This is a genomic window from Halomonas sp. DP5Y7-2, from assembly GCF_019802025.1.
In the GTDB taxonomy this organism is placed as follows: domain Bacteria; phylum Pseudomonadota; class Gammaproteobacteria; order Pseudomonadales; family Halomonadaceae; genus Halomonas; species Halomonas litopenaei_A.
Genome location: NZ_JAHVHY010000007.1, coordinates 230,953 through 249,752, shown reverse-complemented (window position 1 = coordinate 249,752; position 18,800 = coordinate 230,953). Strand labels below are relative to the sequence as shown.

At 60.0% G+C, this 18,800-nt stretch carries 11 protein-coding genes; 1 reads left to right on the top strand and 10 read right to left on the bottom strand.

Annotated features, from left to right (window positions below; translation table 11 throughout):
• Positions 1-104 precede the first annotated feature (104 nt).
• The 6 genes from KUW18_RS14940 to can form a co-directional block, all read right to left on the bottom strand.
• A complete protein-coding gene (locus tag KUW18_RS14940; protein WP_206939265.1) occupies positions 105-1,166 on the bottom strand; it encodes an ABC transporter ATP-binding protein in 1,062 nt (353 codons plus the stop codon).
• 20 nt (positions 1,167-1,186) lie between these two features.
• Positions 1,187-2,209 carry an ABC transporter ATP-binding protein gene (locus tag KUW18_RS14935; RefSeq protein WP_206938694.1) on the bottom strand — a complete coding sequence of 341 codons (1,023 nt, stop codon included), beginning with the start codon at positions 2,207-2,209 and terminating at the stop codon, positions 1,187-1,189.
• Positions 2,210-2,219: 10 nt separating this feature from the next.
• Complete coding sequence (locus KUW18_RS14930) at positions 2,220-3,161, bottom strand: ABC transporter permease (RefSeq protein WP_206938697.1); 942 nt, start codon at positions 3,159-3,161, stop codon at positions 2,220-2,222.
• Complete coding sequence (locus tag KUW18_RS14925) at positions 3,158-4,204, bottom strand: ABC transporter permease (RefSeq protein WP_206938698.1); 1,047 nt, start codon at positions 4,202-4,204, stop codon at positions 3,158-3,160. The genes KUW18_RS14930 and KUW18_RS14925 overlap by 4 nt, the downstream gene beginning before the upstream one ends.
• A 100-nt stretch (positions 4,205-4,304) precedes the next feature.
• Positions 4,305-5,876: an ABC transporter substrate-binding protein gene (locus tag KUW18_RS14920; protein WP_222561755.1), complete on the bottom strand. Its 1,572-nt coding sequence runs from the start codon at positions 5,874-5,876 to the stop codon at positions 4,305-4,307.
• A 560-nt stretch (positions 5,877-6,436) separates the two neighbouring features.
• Positions 6,437-7,084: a carbonate dehydratase gene (gene can, locus KUW18_RS14915; protein WP_206938703.1), complete on the bottom strand. Its 648-nt coding sequence runs from the start codon at positions 7,082-7,084 to the stop codon at positions 6,437-6,439.
• Positions 7,085-7,304: 220 nt separating this feature from the next.
• Between can and gorA the strand changes: the two genes are divergently transcribed.
• On the top strand, positions 7,305-8,666 hold the full coding sequence (gorA, locus tag KUW18_RS14910) for a glutathione-disulfide reductase (RefSeq protein ID WP_206938705.1): 1,362 nt from the start codon (positions 7,305-7,307) through the stop codon (positions 8,664-8,666).
• Positions 8,667-8,975: 309 nt separating this feature from the next.
• On the opposite strand, the gene KUW18_RS14905 is transcribed toward gorA, so the two are convergent.
• The 4 genes from KUW18_RS14905 to KUW18_RS14890 form a co-directional block, all read right to left on the bottom strand.
• The gene (locus tag KUW18_RS14905) at positions 8,976-9,293 is read right to left on the bottom strand and encodes a hypothetical protein (RefSeq protein ID WP_206938707.1); all 318 of its coding nucleotides are present in this window, start codon (positions 9,291-9,293) and stop codon (positions 8,976-8,978) included.
• Between the two features lie 72 nt (positions 9,294-9,365).
• Positions 9,366-9,812 carry a hypothetical protein gene (locus KUW18_RS14900; protein WP_206938709.1) on the bottom strand — a complete coding sequence of 149 codons (447 nt, stop codon included), beginning with the start codon at positions 9,810-9,812 and terminating at the stop codon, positions 9,366-9,368.
• Positions 9,813-9,816: 4 nt separating this feature from the next.
• Positions 9,817-14,643: an RHS repeat-associated core domain-containing protein gene (locus KUW18_RS14895; protein ID WP_222561754.1), complete on the bottom strand. Its 4,827-nt coding sequence runs from the start codon at positions 14,641-14,643 to the stop codon at positions 9,817-9,819.
• Positions 14,644-14,962: 319 nt separating this feature from the next.
• Positions 14,963-18,334: a type VI secretion system Vgr family protein gene (locus KUW18_RS14890; protein WP_222561753.1), complete on the bottom strand. Its 3,372-nt coding sequence runs from the start codon at positions 18,332-18,334 to the stop codon at positions 14,963-14,965.
• Between the last annotated feature and the right edge of the window lie 466 nt (positions 18,335-18,800).

Below are 18,800 nucleotides of genomic sequence, written 5' to 3'. Positions count from 1 at the left end.
CAGCAATGCGACGATTGTGCCAGATAACGTCATGCCGGGCGTACCCGGCATGACGAAAACGGAGGTACTACGACTGCCACAGACGTCATAGCAAAAGGCGGGCATCACGTAAGACGACCTTCCTCGACACCATGGCAGGCCACTTGCCCGCCGTCATCCGTGGCGATCAGTGTCGGGATTTCCCGACGGCAGCGATCATTGGCATGGGGACAGCGGCCATGGAACACGCACCCCGACGGCAGATTGACCGGCGTCGGCACTTCCCCCTGCAACCGCAGGTGCTGGGGACGGTCGTCTTCCAGTCGTGGAATCGCCGACATCAGGGCCTGGGTGTAGGGGTGACGTGGGCGAGCAAACAGCGTCGCCGTAGGTGCTACCTCACAGACCCGGCCCAGATACATCACGGCCACCCGAGTGCCGAAATGTTCCACCACTGCCAGGTCGTGGGTAATGAACAGATAGGTGAGATGATGCTCGCGCTGTGCCTCCATCAACAGATTGAGCACCTGAGCCTGGATCGAGACATCCAGCGCGGAGATCGGCTCATCGGCAACGATGAACTCAGGATCAACCGCCAGTGCCCGAGCAATGGCAATACGCTGTCGCTGGCCTCCGGAAAACTCATGCCCATAACGGGAACCCCAGTCTGGGGCGATGCCGACCGATGACATGACCTCGTGGACCTTCTCGACCACCTGAGCTGGCTTCCAGTCGGGATGATGCAGACGGATGGGCTCTTCCAAGGTCTGCTGAATGGTCATGCGCGGGTTCAGCGAGGCGTAGGGGTTCTGGAAGATCATCTGCATGCGCTGGCGGTAGGGCAGCAGTGCCTTGCTATCCAGATGGTCGATACGCTCTCCGGCGTAGCGAATCTCACCGGCGCTGGGTGTCAGCAGTCCCATGACCGTGCGTGCCACGGTGGACTTGCCGCAGCCCGACTCGCCGACCACGCACAGGGACTCACCGCGGCGAATATCGAGGTCAACGCCGTTGATGGCATGCACGTGATGCTGTTCACGCACAATACGCCCTCGCCGGAACTTGAGCTGTTCAAGAAAGTCACCGGACAGCGAAAAACGCTTCTCCAGCCCCCGGATCTCGAGCAGGCTATCACCGCCTGGGGCGGGTTCACGCTGAGTCGACGCATCCTGATGCATCGGCGCCATGGCGGCTTGAATCGTCTGGCTCATGAGTTTTCCTCCCTGACCTCGATACGCTCGGCATCCTGCATCTCGGCCACCATGTGGCAGGCCACCTGACAGTTGCCGGAGCTGACGAAGGCCGGTACCTCAGTCTTGCAGCGACTGCGCTCGCTGCCGTCCTGACGTGTTGCAAAGTCACAGCGTGGATGAAACGGGCAGCCGCTCGGCAGCTGGCTCAACGACGGCATGCTGCCGCGAATCTGGTTGAGCCGTTCTCCCGGCGTCGCCATTTGCGGCAAGGCATTGATCAGACCCTGGGTGTAGGGATGCTGGGGGTCGTTGATGATTTCTCGGGTCGGGCCTTGCTCAATGACACGCCCGGCATACATGACCAGCATGCGCTGCGTGACCTGGCTGACCACCCCCAGATCATGAGTAATCAGGATCAGGCCGACGTTATGCTTTTCGCAAAGCTCGAGCAGCAGCGCCATGATCTCTGCCTGGATCGTGACATCCAGTGCCGTTGTCGGCTCATCCGCGATGATGATGTCCGGGTCCAGCAGCAGGGCGATGGCAATAATGATGCGCTGACGCATGCCCCCAGACAGTTCGTGGGGATATTGATCCAGCCGTTTCTCTGGAGAAGGGATCTGTACCTGTTCGAGCTTGCGCAGGGAAATGGCGCGAGCCTCGCGGCTGGAGATACGGCGGTGGGCCTTCAAGCACTCCACCATCTGCTCGCCGATCGACAGCACCGGGTTGAGGGTCATCATCGGATCCTGAAAGATCATCGAGATCCGGTGGCCACGAACCTTGCGTAGCTGGCGGTCACTGAGTCCCGTCAGCTCGAGCCCGTCAAAGGTGATGCTGCCCCCCGCAATGTAGCCGGGCTTGGCAATCAGATTCAGTAGGCTGAAAGCGGCAACGGACTTGCCAGCACCTGATTCCCCCACGATGCCCAGGCGTTCACCACGGTCCAGGCTGAAGCAGACGTCGCGCAGCGCCTTGACGTCGCCCTGACGAAGGGCGAAGCGCACGTCGAGATGATTGACGTCGAGTAGTGCCATGGTTGTCCTCCTAGCCCTTGTACAGTCGTGGATTGAGCACGTCACGCAGCCAATCGCCGAGCAGGTTGATGACCAGCACCAGCACCACAAGTACCAGGCCGGGGATCAGGGTGATCCACCAGGATCCCGACTGGATATAATCGAAACCGGACTTGATCAGCGAGCCAAGGGAAGGCTGCGTCTCGGGCATGCCAAGCCCAAGAAAGGACAGCGCAGCTTCGGAGATGATGGCATTGGCCACCTGGACCGTTGAGATGACAAAGATCGGTGACAGGGTGTTGGGCAGGATATGGCGGAACATGATGCGTCGACTGCGCAAGCCCATGACCCGCGCTGCATCCACATATTCCTTGGACTTCTCCGCCAGCACCGAGGCACGCACGGTACGCGCATATTGTGGCCATTCCGCGAGGCCAATGATCAGCACCAGCAGCCACATGGCGTAGTCCGAGTAGGTGGCACCGCCAAAGATCGCCTTGAACAAGGCGCCAACCACGATGGCCACCATCAGCGTGGAGAAGGACAGCTGAATATCCGCCAGGCGCATCAGGAAGGCGTCGACGCGCCCGCCCAGATAGCCGGCCAACAGCCCGAAGCACACGCCCAGGGCTGCCTGCAAGGCCACCGCACCGAAACCAATGACCAGCGATACCCGCATGCCATAGAGAATGGTGGACAGCATGTCGCGGCCCTGGGAGTCGGTACCCATCAGATACTGGGGGTCGGCCCCATCGATCCAGAAGGGCGGTAGTTCTGAGGCCAGAATATCGATCTGGGCCAGGTCATAGGGGTTGGCCGGGGCCAGCCATGGAGCCAGCAGGGCGGCGAGGACCATGACGACGAACACCAGCAGGCTGACCTGGGCGATCACATCGCGTTTGAAACTGTACAAGAGGTAGGAGTCGCGAAACCGCTCCCACCGAGTGCTGGTCGCAGTGCTGTGGGTGCTCATGCGGGCTTACCTGTCAGCTTGACGGTGGGGTTGACCAGGCCGTAGACCAGATCGACCAGAGTATTGGTGATCACGAAGATCAGGCCGACGATCATCAGGTAGGTCACGATCAATGGGATGTCCGAGCGCTCGATGGCATCGAGGAACATCAGGCCCATGCCGGGCCACTGGAACACCGTCTCGGTCAGAATGGTGTAGGCCACCAAGGTACCGATCTGCACGCCACCAACGGTGATGACCGGCAGCATGGTGTTCTTGAGCGCATGCAGGAAGTAGATGCGACGCATCGAGATTCCCTTGGCACGGGCGAACTTGACGTACTCGGACTGCAGCACTTCCAGCATTTCTGCACGAATCAGGCGAATGAACAGCGGCAGCATGATCGACGCCAGGGAAATCGCCGGCAGCACCAGGTAGGTCAGGCCTTCCAGGGAAGCGAAGTTGGTGCTCCAGGTACCGAACACATGGACAGGATCACCACGTCCATAGGCCGGCATCCCGCCTTCGGTAGACACTAGCCCGTTAAGCCAGGCGCCCCAGCCAGTGTCGGCCGGAAAGGGGGTGAAACTGACGCCAATGGCAAACAGTTGAATAAGCACAATCGCGGTGAGAAACACCGGGATGGAGATACCGATGATCGACACCCCCATAAAGAACCGGGACAGCCAGGCGCGAGGCTTGATGGCGCTGTAGACCCCAATGGGAACCGACAGGGCGATGATCAACAGGGTGGCGGCGAAGACCAGCTCAAGCGTGGCTGGAAGGTGGCGCAGGATCACCTCGGTGGTCGGCTCGTTATAGACGTAGGAATAGCCGAAATCAAACTGGGTGGCATTGGCAGCAAAACGCAGATATTGCACGAAAAACGGATCGTTGAGGCCCAGTTCCTCACGCAGCGCTTCACGCTCGCTCTCGGGTACCGATTGTCCGACCATCTGCTGGATCGGGTCACCCAGATTGTCTTGAATGGCGAAGGCAATCACGCTGATGACGAACATCACCAGCAGCGCATGAAAAAGGCGCTTGATCAAAAATGCGATCATTTGGCGTTACCAGGGTACAGGCCCTCAGCTCCGCGAGGTTGTCACGAAGCTGAGCGCACTGAATGGGAGCGAAGGGCACCAGGGTGCGGTGCCCGTAGGCTTACTCTTCGTTGATGACCAGGTCACCCAGATAGGGGAAGTTCAGCACGTTGACCACCGGCTCGATGTCGACATTGGCGGCCGAAGCCCAGGCCAGGTCCTGCCAGTGCAGGGGAATGAAGGCGGCATCGTCGTACAATCCCTGCTCCAGCTGTTGCAGCATCTCGCCACGCTTCTCGAGATCCAGCTCCAGGTTGGCGTCGACCATGAGCTGGTCGAGTTCCGGGTTGCAGTAGTTGCCCGCATTGTACTGACCCGCCCCGGTGTCGGCGTTGGGGCATTCGGTCAGGTACTGGTGGAAGTTGGCGGAATCCTCGGTATCCGAGTGCCAGCCAATCATCATCATGTCGGCGGCGCGGTCGTCGTACTCTCCCCAGTACTGGGCTTTGGGCAGGGTCTTGAGGTCCACGGTGACGTTGATGCGAGCCAGCATGGCGGCAACCGCCTGGGCGATCTTGGCATCGTTCACGTAGCGGTTGTTGGGCGCCATCATGGTGATGGAGAAACCGTCCTCATAGCCTGCTTCGGCCATCAGTTCCTTGGCCCGGTCCAGGTCGAAGCGCGGCTCGAGCTCCGGGTTGTGGCCGGAATAGCCGTCAGGCGAGAACTGGGCAGCCGGGGTGGCAAAGCCTTTCATCAGGCGATCGGCAATGCCTTCCTGGTTGATCGCGTAGACGAAGGCCTGGCGCACGCGGGGGTCTTGGAACGCCTCGACCCGGTCCTGGTTCATGTGGAACAGGATGATGCGAGTGCCGGACATGGTCACCAGGTTGGTGTCTTCGTTACTCTCGATGCGCTCGAGATCGTTGGGCGGCACCGGAGCGATGAAGTCGACATCGCCGGACAGCAGGGCGGCCACACGGGTGGCATTCTCGCTGATCGGCGTCAACGTGATGTTATCGACGTTACCCGGAGACTCGCTGTCCCAGTAGTCATCAAAGCGCTCGAAGTCGACCCTGACCCCTTGCTGGCGGTTGGTCACCTGAAATGGGCCGGTACCCGACACATTGCGCGAGGCATAGGAGTTACCGTTCTTGACGATCTCATCCTTGGCCTTGCCGTCCTCTGTCTCACCAGAATAGAACTGGCTATCCATCGGGAAGATATAGGTCGCCATGTTGAGGAGCAGCGGGTTGGGCCGCTTGGAGACAATCTCGACGGTATGATCGTCAATGACATTGACGGTTTCGATGGGCTCGAAGATGGCCTTGAAATCGCCGCTTTGCTTCAGGCGATCAACGGTCCAGGCGACGTCTTCCGCGGTGAATGGGTTACCGGAGTGGAAAGTGACGCCTTCGCGCAGGGTGATGCGCATGGTGGTGTCGTCGATCTGTTCCCAGTCGGTCGCCAGGCGAGGCTCGAACTCGAAGTCCTTGGTCCAGCGCACCAGCGGGTCAAAGACCATGTGTGACAGCTGCAGGATACCGCCAGACAGCTGCTCGTGGATGTCCAATGACACCGGATCGGCGTCATAGGCCATACGCAGGGTAGTCTCAGCGACTGCCGCCTGAGGCAGGGCAGCCGTCAACATGGCCGCGCCCAGAGCGCTGGCCAGAAGGGTCTTCTTGAACATGGAAGGTGGTCCTGCTTGTTATTGAGGTTGTTGTAATGGCTAGTCGGACGCTTGGCGCAATTGGCACATGCCGCCTAGTCAATGTCCACCAACAACATAGTGAGATGTGCCGTTTAAACACAATCGAAATTCTGATAACCCCCATGCGAGGATTGAATAGAACACGATGCATGTCATGCAGGCAGGAAGGGGGAAGGGCCACGGCAGCCGCGCAGGGTCCGCTTATAGTGCCTTGTTGTTCACCCGCTGGGTCTGCGCGTCATCCCGGAAACCGAAGATCCTGTGGACGGGCTGCCCACTGAACGATGTCCACTGAACAATGCCCGCTGAGAGAGCGCTAGTCATGGGTGAGCCGCCTATGGACCTGCTATCAGCAGTTGCACTCGTCGCAGTTCGTCTTGCGCAGTTCGTCTTTTGCGGTTCGTCTTTCGCAGTTCTCCTTGCAGCACGACCTTCCTCAGCGAATCCATACTGATGACGCGCGAGAAAACCCCCGCTCGGCGAAGGCCAGGCGGGGTAATGCACCAAGCTGACGACATCGTAGCTGGTCGGAGGGGTGATCAATCCTGCGACGGGGTGACGCGATCGATCCGATAGAGTTGGGCAACCTGATCGAGGCCGTGGACACTGCACTCCAGGTCCGTCACCCGGCCGTCGCTGAGGCCATAGACCCAGCCGTGAACCGACAGCTGCTGTCCGCGCTGCCAGGCACGCTGAATGATCTTGGTGCGGCAGAGCGTCTTGACCTGCGACTGGACGTTCAATTCACACATACGGTCGACCTGCTCATCCAGCGGCAGCTGCTCGAGCTGAGGGCGGTGCATGCTGTACAGCTCACGTACGCTGTGCAGCCAGTTGTCCACCATGCCATTCTCGCCACCGGTCACTGCCGCACGCACGCCGCCGCAGTTGTAATGACCCACGATCATGATGTGACGTACCTTCAGCACGTCGACGGCAAATTGCACGACCGACAGAGCATTCATGTCGTTGTGATAGAGCAGGTTGGCAACGTTACGGTGGACGAACACCTCACCCGGAGGGAGATCGATGATCTGGTTGGCCGGCACGCGGCTATCCGAACAGCCAATCCACAGGTACTCGGGGCTTTGCTGCTGGGCCAGACGAGAAAAGAAGTCGGGGTCATCCTGGCAGACCTTGTCAGCCCAAGCCCGGTTTCTTTCAAGGAGGTTGTCGATATCACTCATGTTCTTTCCCCGTCTGTGCGAATGGTGACTAAAGTGGTGCATGTTTTTACCCCCGTCGGCCAAGGTGGTCAAGCACCCTCCCGGGGTAAGCGTACCGCTGGTATCATGGCAGCCTGCCGCCGCGAGCGGACCATCTGTCCTCTCCGGTGTCCTCAACCTGGCTATTCGTAGGCGAGGACGTTGGAGCGAGCTGACGAGAATCGGATTTCAGGAGACGCAAGTGTCACAATACGACTACGACCTCTTTGTCATTGGTGCCGGCTCTGGCGGTGTACGCGCGGCGCGCACCGCAGCAGCAACAGGAGCCAAGGTGGCCGTCGCTGAAGATCGCTACCTGGGTGGCACCTGCGTCAACGTAGGCTGCGTACCGAAGAAGCTGTATTCCTACGCCGCCCATTTTCATGAGGCCTTCGATGATGCAAGGGGCTTCGGCTGGGAGCTCAATGAAGCCCCCAGTTTCGACTGGAACACGCTTCGCGACAACAAGATCGGGGAGATAAAGCGTCTCAACGGTATCTACGGCAAGCTGCTCGACAACGCAGGTGTGCGCCTGATCAATGGCCGCGCCAAGGTGGTCGACGAGCATCGTGTCGAGGTCGCAGGTGAAACCATCAGCGCCGAGAAGATTCTTGTGGCGGTGGGTGGCTGGCCATGGGTGCCGCCGTTCCCGGGCAGTGAGTTGGCCATGAACTCCAACCAGATCTTCGACCTGGACCACTTCCCTAAGCGTTTTCTGGTCCTCGGTGGTGGCTACATCGCCGTCGAGTTTGCCAGCATCTTCAACGGCCTGGGCGCAGATGCCCATCTGGTGTATCGCGGGGAACTGTTCCTGCGCGGCTTTGACCAGGAGGTCCGCGAATTCACTCGGGACGAGATGGCCAAGAAGGGCGTTAACCTTCACTTCAACACCAACATCGAGTCTCTCGAGAAGGTCGAGGGCGGCATCAAGGCTACCCTGACCAACGGCGATGTACTGGAAGTGGATGCGGTGCTGTCGGCCACCGGTCGTAAGCCTCACCTGGAAGGCCTGGGACTGGACCGTCTTGATATCGCCCTCAACGAGAATGGCTCGATCCAGGTCAACGATCGCTTTGAGACGTCGGTGCCGTCCATTCTGGCGCTAGGCGACGTCACCGGCGGGCCGGAGCTCACCCCGGTGGCCCTGGCCGAGGCCATGCACCTGGTCGCTCACCACTATGGGGATGCGCCCAAGGCACCGATGAACTACGACAACATCGCGACAGCGGTGTTCTGTCACCCGAATATTGGCACCGTCGGCTTGTCCGAAGAAAAGGCACGTGAGATATACGGCGATATTCGTGTCTACACAGCCGACTTCCGTCCGATGAAGCACACCCTGTCCGGCAGCGATGAGCGCTGTCTGATGAAGCTGATCGTCGATGACAAGAGCGACGTGGTGGTGGGCGCCCATATGGTCGGCGAAGAGGCTGGTGAAGTCATTCAGGGCATCGCCATCGCCGTGCGTGCCGGACTGACCAAGGCCCAGTTCGATGCCACCGTTGGCATTCACCCCACCGGCGCAGAAGAGTTCGTGACCATGCGGACTCCCACCCGCACTTGAGGCATCGACTGTAGCGGCAACGCGGACAGCACTGGCTCACCTCTATAAGGCACCTTCGGGTGCCTTTTTTGTTCAATGCTTTGTAGGGATACGGCCAGTGTATGCGGGGAGGGAGGGCGCGGCACCATCCGCGATGGACTCAAGCCGACCCTGACGGCAGCTCAGCGTCAGGGTGCGGCCATCGCGCTGACGTTGCTCCACCAGGCGGAAGTGAGCACGCTGACCGCGGTTAGACTCGGCAATGTGGCGGTAGCGCTCCTGGCTACCGTCTCAAGGGGAGAAATCCGCACACAATAACGAGCAATCCATCTAATTCCAAACGATTGTTGACTCTCCTGGAATAGTCAACTGCATAGCCTCAGGACCATTATATGATGCGTCATCCATGCTTATAATAAGCTTTGCGCCGCTTTTTAGCTTAATCACCACTCTAGCTTTGTCCTCTTCAATATCACTGACGATGTCGCCCGTGCTGATTACTCTTGCTTCTCCATTTTTGCTTGTGATGATGAAATTATTGTAAATCGTTAGACAAGCTCCACCAGTCACAACAAGGGATGCCTCACCTTCAGTCAAGATGGATTCTGTGACTACTCTTCCGGTTAAGCTATCTGTAAGATATGGCATAGGGGCGCCTAAATGTTCGAACTCTGCAGCCAACGTCGAAGAGACTTTCTAAGTATAATGGTGCAGGAATAGCTAACCATCCAAGAGATTATTAGCAACATTCCGCTTAGATAGCTTTTGCTCAAAAAAGTGATGCAGTATAGTCCAAGACTTGTCATCATCCATACCTAGCTTCTCAAGATAGAGAAGCAGCCAGTCTAAGGATTCATTTAATGAATTCTTGTCACTGGGAGTCGCAAGAAGACTTAACGCAAGTCTGGCTTTTAAAGCGCGCTCAGAGTTAATGTTGCGCTTTCCAGATTTTCTTTCTTCATCATTAATTATGTCAAATAAATTATCCCTGACAGCTTGTATATCATAATTGCATTCTTTCCCTAGCAAATACCCATTGACTAGAGCTACCGGGTTACAGTGTTCTTGGCTAAAGGTGATATTAAACTCCTCAATCAGCATAAGACCCAGATGTCGATATTCCAATAACGCCTCATGCATACATTCGGACCAAGGAATGTCGTCCATACAGTTAATTTCCATCTTCTGAGACTCCAAATTCTCTAAGGGTATCTTGGCAAGAGCGACAAGCTGGCTTACGCGTGCCATGTCCTCCCCCAGATCTCCCGATATTGACAGTACTGATAGTTCCCCCTCTAGGATCTACCCCTTCATTTAGGGCTTTCTCTATACAGACGACTTCTGCACAGCCTCCGAGCCAATCTTCTCTTTGGCCATTCGGGGTTCCCATTAGTACACCAGTCATTTCACCCGTGTGAGCTACTTCTTCACCGCTCACTCCAGTATACGTATGGTCACCAACTGTAAGAACTGATGCAGCACCACGTGACTGTCCACGTATTTTGGCTTCGTCTGCAACCTCAGTTGCTGTAATACGCTTTCTGCCACTCAACCCCAGCGGATCCACCCAGCCCGTGGGGTTGGGGGCGTAGACGTAGAGGTTATCACCTCCCGCCAGGCCGATGGGGTCCTGGGTGGTGAAGCGGCCTATCTCTGGATCATAGTGCCGATGGCGGTTGTAGTGCAGCCCGGTTTCTTCATCGTGATACTGGCCCTGAAAGCGAAAGGGGTTGTCGGTTTGGGCTGCATTGCCCTGGCCGTCGCTGGCGTGACGCAGCTTGCCCCAGGCGTGGTACTGGCCCACCCAGGCGAGCTGTCCGTCTTGGGTGGTGAGTTCCAGTGGGGTGCCCAGGTGGTCGGTCTGCAGGTAGTAAAGGGTAGGCTCGCCGGGTTGGGTGTCGTGATACAGCAGGGTGTCGTCGGTGCCCGTGCGCATCGTGACCGGCACGGCGTGATAGTGTCGCTCGATTTTGGCCGCGGGAATAAAGCTCTCTGGCTCGAACAGGTAGTTGGCCTGATACACCGGGGTGAGGCTTGGGTTGACCAGCTCGTAGCGGCATTGGGCCACCGGCAGGGCGTGGGGCCGCTCGGGGTTCTCGGAGGTTAGCTCCAGCGGCTGGCGTCCCGGCACGTACCACAGGGCGGTGTCAAAAGGAGTCTGTGCTCGGCCTTCGAAGCGTTCTTCGCCGATCAGCAGGTCTCCATCCCAGGTAAACACCGTTAGCTCAATGGTGGTGTGGTCTAGGGTGGTGTAGCCAGGCTCCGACGGGTTGCGCTTGGCGCTGCCGGCCCGCTCGACTCGCTTCCAGATACGTCGTCCCAGCCCATCATAGGCGTAGTGGGCACGCAGCATCGGTGGGGTGTCATCGCCTGCTGCAGGGGCGCTACGGTAGTGGTTGGCCTCGATCAGTCGGTGTTCGGCGTCGTACTGATAATGCCAGGTCTCACCATTGGGCGAGATACGCCGGGTCAGGTTGCCATGTGGGTCGTAGTGGTAGTGGGTGCCCGCGTAGCGCTTGAGCAGGTTGCCCATGGCCGGGGAGAGCTTGGGGCTTCCGGGATAGCCGACGCGCACGAACTCTTCGGTGCCGCCGTCCAGATGGTCACGACGACGCTCGCTCCACCAGCGGGTGGCACCGTGGGGGCTGGTGGGGTGAGGCGTCGTTTCTGTACCTGAAGACTCCGCAGTGTCGGGTGGGTCGATCAGGTTGCCGGCCGGATCAAAGGCGAAGACTTCCTCCAGCCCTGGCGCACTGGCTTGTCGCAGGCGCCCCAACGGATCGTAGCCGTACCGGGTGGTGCCGCGCAGGCTGTCATCCACCTGGCTGAGCAGGCCATTGGCGCTGTAGTGCCACTGGCGGGTGAGCGTGCGGCCCTGCGCTGTTCTGCTATGTCCTTGGGGGAGCTGATCCTGGGGAGAGCGGGGCGTACGAATCTGCTGCTCGATCAGGCGTCCGACCGGGTCATACGCCGAGTGAATCTCCTGGGCCCCTTGGCGGCGGCGAATATCCCGATGCAGGTCGTCACGCTCGAAGGCGATCAGTTCCTGCTGATCCAGGCTCATGGCATGCACATGGCCGGAGCCATAGCGCAGCCAGGCCAGGGTCTGGCCGTTGGGCAGGGTGGTGGTCTCGCGGTGGCCGAGGACGTCGTAGGTATGCCGGGTGACGCTGGCATACTCCCCACCGGTCGGCAGTTGATGACGCTGCACTTCGGCGATCAGGTTGTCGGCATGGTCGAAGTGGAAGCGGGTCTCACTGCTCGGATTGGCGGCCCTGGACAGTCGCCCGAGCAGGTCATAGCCATACCGGGTGATGAACTCGGCCTGTTGGCCGATCTGTGTCTTGCGCTCCAGCACGCGGCCCAGGTTGTCGCGCTTGAAGGTCATCACCTGGTCGCCGTCGACGCGCTCGATCAACGCGCCACCGGCGTCGTAGCGGTACTTCAGGGTGCGTCCATCGAAGCCGGTTTCTTCGATGAGCCTGCTGCCACCGTCATAGACAAACTGCCAGCGATCCCCGTTATGGTTGGTCAGCGCGCTAAGCCTCAGCAGGCGGTCGTAGTCGTAGGTGAAGCGCTGGCCCATGGGATCGAGACGCTCGATCGGCAGCCCTTTTCCATTGTAGCGGTAGCGGGTACGTTGGCCGGTCGGGTCCTGGTACTCGGTCAAGCGGCCGTCACCGTTGTAGCTGAAGTGCTCCACGGCACTATCGGGGTGCTGGGCACTGAGCACCAGGCCGGTCGGGTCGCAGGTGTAGCGTGTCACGTGGCCAGCGGCATCACGGCGCTGGGTCAGCAGGCCGCGATGGTCATAGGCGAAGGTAGTGGTCTTGCGGGAGCAGTCCGACGCGCTGGTCAGTCGCCCATAGGCGTTCCAGGCGTAGTGGTAGGTGTTGCCGGCGGCGTCGGTCATGGCCGTCAACAGGCCACGCTCGTCGTGTTCAAAGGTGGTGGTGCGCCCGTTGGGGGCGATCTCCTCCAGCGGCAGACCGCGCTCATCAAAGCGCATCTGGCGTGCGCGACCATCCGGCTCGGTGACCTTGATGGGCAGGCCATCGGCGTCATACTCGATGCGGGTGGTCAGGCCCTGGGGATCGGTGATCTCGATCAACCGTCCGCTATCATCGTAGCGATAGTGACTGGTGCGGCCTTCACCGTCGATATGGCGGGTGAGGCGACCGTGTTCATCCCAGCGCCAGTGCTCGCTGCCAAGCTCCGGGTTGAAGGGGTGAGTGATCGACTCGATCTGGTTGTGATAGTTGTAGCGGTAGTAGGTGATGATGCCGTCAGCATCGGTGACCTTGGTGTACCACAAGCCCCGGTGGTACTCGAAGTGGGTGTCTTCACTGCCGTCTTCCAGACGATTGCGGATACAGCGGGCGTCATGGGCGGAGGGCAGGGCACCGTCGGCCTTGCCCGGCCAGTCCCACTCCAGCAGGACGGCCAGTCCATCGCGATGGGTGTAGCGCGTGACCAGATGGTGCTGGTACTCGTACTCACGGGTGTAGCCGCGGATATCCCGGCTTTCGATCAGGTCGCCGTCGTCACTGTGGGTATAGCGGACCAGGACCTCGGGTTCATGAGCCGGTGTGCTCTGACCGCCGAGGGCCTCCGGCTGCGGATAATGGCGCACGACCTGGGACATCAACCCTTGCTCAGAGTAGCTAAAGCGCAGCTCCAGCGCGGCACCATCCGTGATGGATTCGAGCCGACCCTGGTGGTAGTTCAGCGTCAGGGCGCGACCATCGCGCTGACGTTGCTCCACCAGGCGGAAGTGAGCACGCTGGCCGCGGCCGGACTCGGCAATGTGGCGATAGCGCTCCTGGCTGCCGTCCAGATAGTGAAGCAGGTAGTGGGCGGCGTCCGGGTGCTCGATGGTCAGGTTGTCGCGGGGCAGGAAACGCTGCTCTCCCACCGCCAGGGGCTCGATGGGCAGTGCGCGGTTCAGGCTGTCGATAAAGGTGAGGGTATCGCCCTCGGTTTCCAGACGCAGGTGGAAGGGCGAACTCCAGCGGGCACCCAGTTCGCTGTCATCCAGCTCATCGATGCTGGAGCGGTAGTAACGGGTCCACTCGACATCGACCAGCCCCGGCACGTTGAAATCGGTGTGCCAGAGGTTCTCATCGCCCATCACATAGTCGATGGGGTTGTTGGTCGTCGTGCGGGGAAGCACCGCGTTGAAGTTACAGGCACAGCCGCTCGGGGTACGGCTGGGCGTCGACGCTTCATGGGTGGTCTGGATTTTTTGTGCCCCTCGGCGAGAGGTGTTTTGCTGGCCGGCAATCGCGGTGGTCTGGTGTTGGACACCCCCCGTTCTTTTACGACGGTCTACCGCCGCCTCTGCAAGCCTTCTTACCACTGGCAGAAGTTCGCCTATACCAGCGTTTATCAGCCGCTCAGCCATGCCGCCAAGCTCATGTAGAAAATTGATGAGTTGCTGGCGATCGTAGCCAAAGGCTTCAAGCAGGCGATCAAAAGCGATAAAGATGATGCGCTTGCCTTTCTCCAGGATATTCCACCATTCGGGGTTGTCGTCGATAATTCCTGCCTGCTCCGCAGCGCCGACAGGGTTCTGGATATATCGCTGGAGTATAAAGATAAGGTTGCGAAGCTCAGTCAGCAGCTTTGGTTTCTGCGCATTGATCCAAGGTTCGAGGTTTTCCAGAAAATCGAGGGCTTCACCAGCGGCATAGTTGAAGAAGATGTCAATGACGACCTCTATCCCGTCATTGCGGGAAAAGGCCAGCAAGCCTTCGCGAACGCCCACGCGTACAGGGCGAGAGGCATTGCCAACGGCAGGCACGAGACCAATGGCATCAATCACCAGCACTGCCCAAAGCATCGCTTCAGGCTGTCTTGTATCGTTGTCGTAGATGTTCCCGATATCTCGAGCAACGTCACCAATGGCCATGACGTTACCGACGACGGGCAGCATATACGCGGCCTGAATCAGCACGTCTAGCGCGGTGATGCTATCCTCCTCAACCTCCATAAGCATCACTGCGTCAGGGGTTTCACCTTCACTATATGCTTCGGAAACAATGACACGGTTCTTGTTGAGATACTCTCTTAGCTCACGCTCATTAGGGAGCATTGGTGCAGATTCAGCTTGATCATAGAGATCATTTAAGGCATCAAAATTACGGGTCGACATGCGCAATTTTCCCTGTCCATGTGCTGCTTTATAAGCGCTATCCTTATGGCCAGTCTGGGACGCCTTTCTTTGGGTGGGAGTCTCCAGGCCAGCCAGCGGCGACTATCTCTGTGTCGCCAGGCAGTTCGCTGACGTACCCAGCGCTATCCACTGGCCAGATCTACTAGGTTTTTTTGCGTGGCCCCCCTGGCCAACCAGGGGAGGACAAGGGGCTGTCGGTTGGCCGTGAGGCGCGATCCTGAAGCGTGTCCTTAAGTCCCCCATCGAGTAGATCATCGGGAACGTCGTCCTCTTTGAGGATCTTGTTGAAGGCCTTTTCGAGGACGGCCTTCTTGGCCCGCTGTTCGAGCTGGTGCCCGGCCTTGTCGACGACCTTGCCGATAAAGTTGTCCCTCTCATGGGGTCGGAGACTATCTGGCAACACGTCCTTCAACGGGGGTAATCCGGCCGTCACGGCTGAGGCCAGCAACGAGGGTAATGACGATGGCGAAGGACCCGGCCCGCCGGGGGAGGAAAGGCCTGCCGGGGGAGACATTGATGTTCCTTTGTTCTGGCCGGGGAACATTCCTCGTGGGCTGCCCTTAGCTGACGCGACAGGCCCCGTTGACGGCACGTCGACGCGGGGTTTGGCGGGCGGCGTGCGTGGCCAGGCCTGGGGCCGCTTCTCGATATCCCTCGGGTCTTGGAAGTACTCGACCTGAACGGCTCCTGTGGGGACGCCGGTGAGGGTCGCCTTGCCAGCAGCATCAAGTACGCCATGGCGGATCGAGCCATCAGCGAGAATGGCGCGATAGCGCGCTCCGGGAACCGGCTGGCCGTTGCCGTACAGGTGTTCAAGCTCCAGATTGGTGGGCTCGGTCACGGGCAGGTTGGCCAAGGGGTAGCTCAGACTCGCGGGCCCCCCAAGCAGGTGCTGCCCGCCCTTGACGTCGATCAGCCCCGGCGCATGAATCTCGATATCGCCGCCCTTAAGGCGGATATAGCCCCCGCCGCTGGTGAGCAGAATCTCTTCGGCGGCGGCGATGTGAACGGCATCCTCGGTGGAGGTGATGGTGACCTTCTTCTCGGCGGTCAGGGCCATCTCGTCAGACTGGGCCTGGACATCGACCTTGCCCTGGGCGGCGAACAGCTTGATGCCGGCGCGCTGGACAAACAGCGAGAGCTTCTCGGACAGCGAGCCGATCAGGCTACGCCCGGTGGCCAGGTTGATGTCTTCACCGCTGGTCACGCTGAGCGACTTGCCCTGCACCAGGTGCGTCGACTGCGGCGTGCTGGCGGCGATACCGGCAGGGGAGGCCAGGTGCAACCAGGGCGCCTTGAGGCTGCCGGCCTCACCCTGGCCGCCTTGGCTTGCACTCTGGGCGCTGCTGCCATCGAAGCGGTGTCTGGCGGCAGTGCTGGCGGGGCGACCGTGGCGCCCCTGGGCGTCGTCGCTGGCCTTGTGCAGGTCATTGAGGCTCGCCAGCGGTTCGGCCTGGTGGTCGACGGCACTGTCACTCAGCGTATCGGCAAGCTGCCAGGCGGCTTGCAGTTCACGCCAGGCCGGTGGCAGGTCGAGCTGTTCACCGCCAGCCCCGAGCTGGCCCCAACTGGTCAGCAGCAGGACCTCGTTGGCACGTACGGCGCCATAGGCGTCGGTGCGCAGCTCAAAGCCGGTACCGCGAAAGTCGCCCCGCGTATTGCCCTGCTGGTGAATCAGATAGCCCAGGTTGAGCTGACTCTTGGCATGTTCGGAATTGAGCCGTACCCGCTCCTGATCGGTGGCGTCGTCAAACACCAGCTCGTTGTACTTGCCACCGCGATAGGTCTTCGACTTGAGGCCGGACAGCAGGCCGTTGGAGTGCCACTCGGGTCGCTCGTCACCGTTGTAGAGGCGTCCGGTGATCAGCGGGCGATCCGGGTCACCCTCGAGGAAGTCGACAATGACCTCCTGACCGATGCGCGGTACGAACACCCCGCCCCAGCCCGCGCTGGCATTGGGTGAGGCGACGCGCAGCCAGCAGCTCGACTGGGCGTTATGGGCGCCTTCGCGATCCCAATGAAACTGCACCTTGACCCGGTTGAGACGGTCGGTGTGGATCTCTTCCCCTTCGGGGCCCACCACGATGGCAGTTTGGGGGCCACCCACGATGGGCCGGGGGTGGTCAAGGGTCGAGCGGTAGGGCAGGAGCCGCCGCTGGGCCTCGAAGTCGACCAGAAAGTGGCCGGTCCCGGCGCGCTGATAGTCCCCCTGGTGAAGACTCTGGCCATCAATCGCGTGATCCAGGCCGTGGGCGCGACGGGCGTCCGTCAGCTCCTGCTGCAAACTGCCCGGCAGGGTAGAGAGGTGAGCCGACACCGGCAGGGCGTTCTCGGCGTACAGCTTCAGCGCCAGCACTAGAAACTCGCGTTCGCTGGCATCGCCCCGGTCATGCTGGTGGTGCTGGGTCAGGGTGAAATGGCCGCCGACCTGCAGCTGGCGGGCGCCACCGGCACCAAAGAAGCGCTTGGCGCGGGATTCCAGTGCCTCGAGGCGGTTGGCGCCAAGACGCTCACCCCGATCATGGTCCGCATAGTAGTACTCGCCGGGAACGTCATAGACCTCGGTAGGAGGCAGGTTACCCTGGGCGCGGATGGTGTGCTGAGTGGTGGTGGTATCGCGCCGCGGGTGCTTGTAGTCGAAGGTGGTCAGGCTGACCCGCGTCGGCTGCTGGACCCGCGTGCCGCCCCACTGGGTGATGGCGTCCTCGGCCTCGGTCGCTGCCTGGCGATGAAAGCGAATGGTCTGGGGGGCGACGGCGGGACAGGTCATCACATCGTCGGTGATCACCAGGCGGTGGCTGACCTCGCCTGCGCCCCTGGCGCTGTCGGAGGACGCATTGGTGAAGGGGTGGTGCTCGAAATAGTAGAACAGTCCTTCCTGTTCCATCAGGCGATTGACGAAGTGGTAGTCGCTCTCCCGGTACTGCACGCAATAGCTGCGGGCGGGGTAGTCCCGGCGCAGGTCGAAGCGATATCCCCCCTTGGCCTCAGTGTGGCCGTCGAACACCGCTTCGATGATCTCGACCACCGTCTTGTCCTGAAAGATGCGGCTGTCGCGGCCAAGGCTGAGCATGGCAAGCCAGGGCACCAGCTCGAGCTGATAGTAGAAGACGCCGCCGTCTTCACCGAGCAGGGCGGCGGATTCCACCAGCCCGGAAAGCTGGCGGTAACTCCCGTCGGCCTGGCGAATCTCCAGCGTGGCGGGTTGAGCGATCAACGACTTGAGTTCGATATCACCACGCTGGGCGATCACGTCCAGACGATAGCGATAGGGTCGCGACAGCATTTCCTCCCCGACCAGGCGATGGGGAATCAGGGCGTGGCGGGATGAGGAATGGCCGGATAGCTGAAGCTTGAGCAGCCGGTGGTCCTGGGTCAGAGGGACATCAAAGGCAGCCAACAGCTCATGCAAGCGGCGGGGGGAGGGCGGGGCATTCGTGCCAGGCTGGTCAGAAGCGTCAGAGTTATCGGAAGTGCCAGAAGGCGGCTGACCGGAGGAAGGAGGTATCCACATGTCAGTGCCCTCCCGTCTTGCCGTCATTTACGAGGACACAGCCCACCCAGTGGACATTTCCCAAGCGACATGAACGCGACAACAACGGCATGCGAGATCCTCCCTGACAGCGCACGGGGCCATAGACACGGGGCTATAAACACGGAGCCATAGACACGAGGCCCTGGATGAGAAGGATCCTAAGCATTGTGAAACCGTGACGCAGCGAGGAGCTGCGCACTTTCAGACATTGCCCATAGTGGGAGCGCGAATCCGCGAAGTTAGTGACAGGTTGTGGCGGATTTCACAGCAGTTGGCGTTGCTGAGGCGATGAGAAAAACGGAAGCTGGCCGTTCGTCAAGCGCCTTCTATACTCATTGAGGTACGTATTTCATGATCCAGGAGTGTCGATACGCACCTCAAGAACGGGGGCCTGGGCTGACATTCGAGTCGCTGGCAAGCGTTGGCGGCTACTGCCGGTACCAAG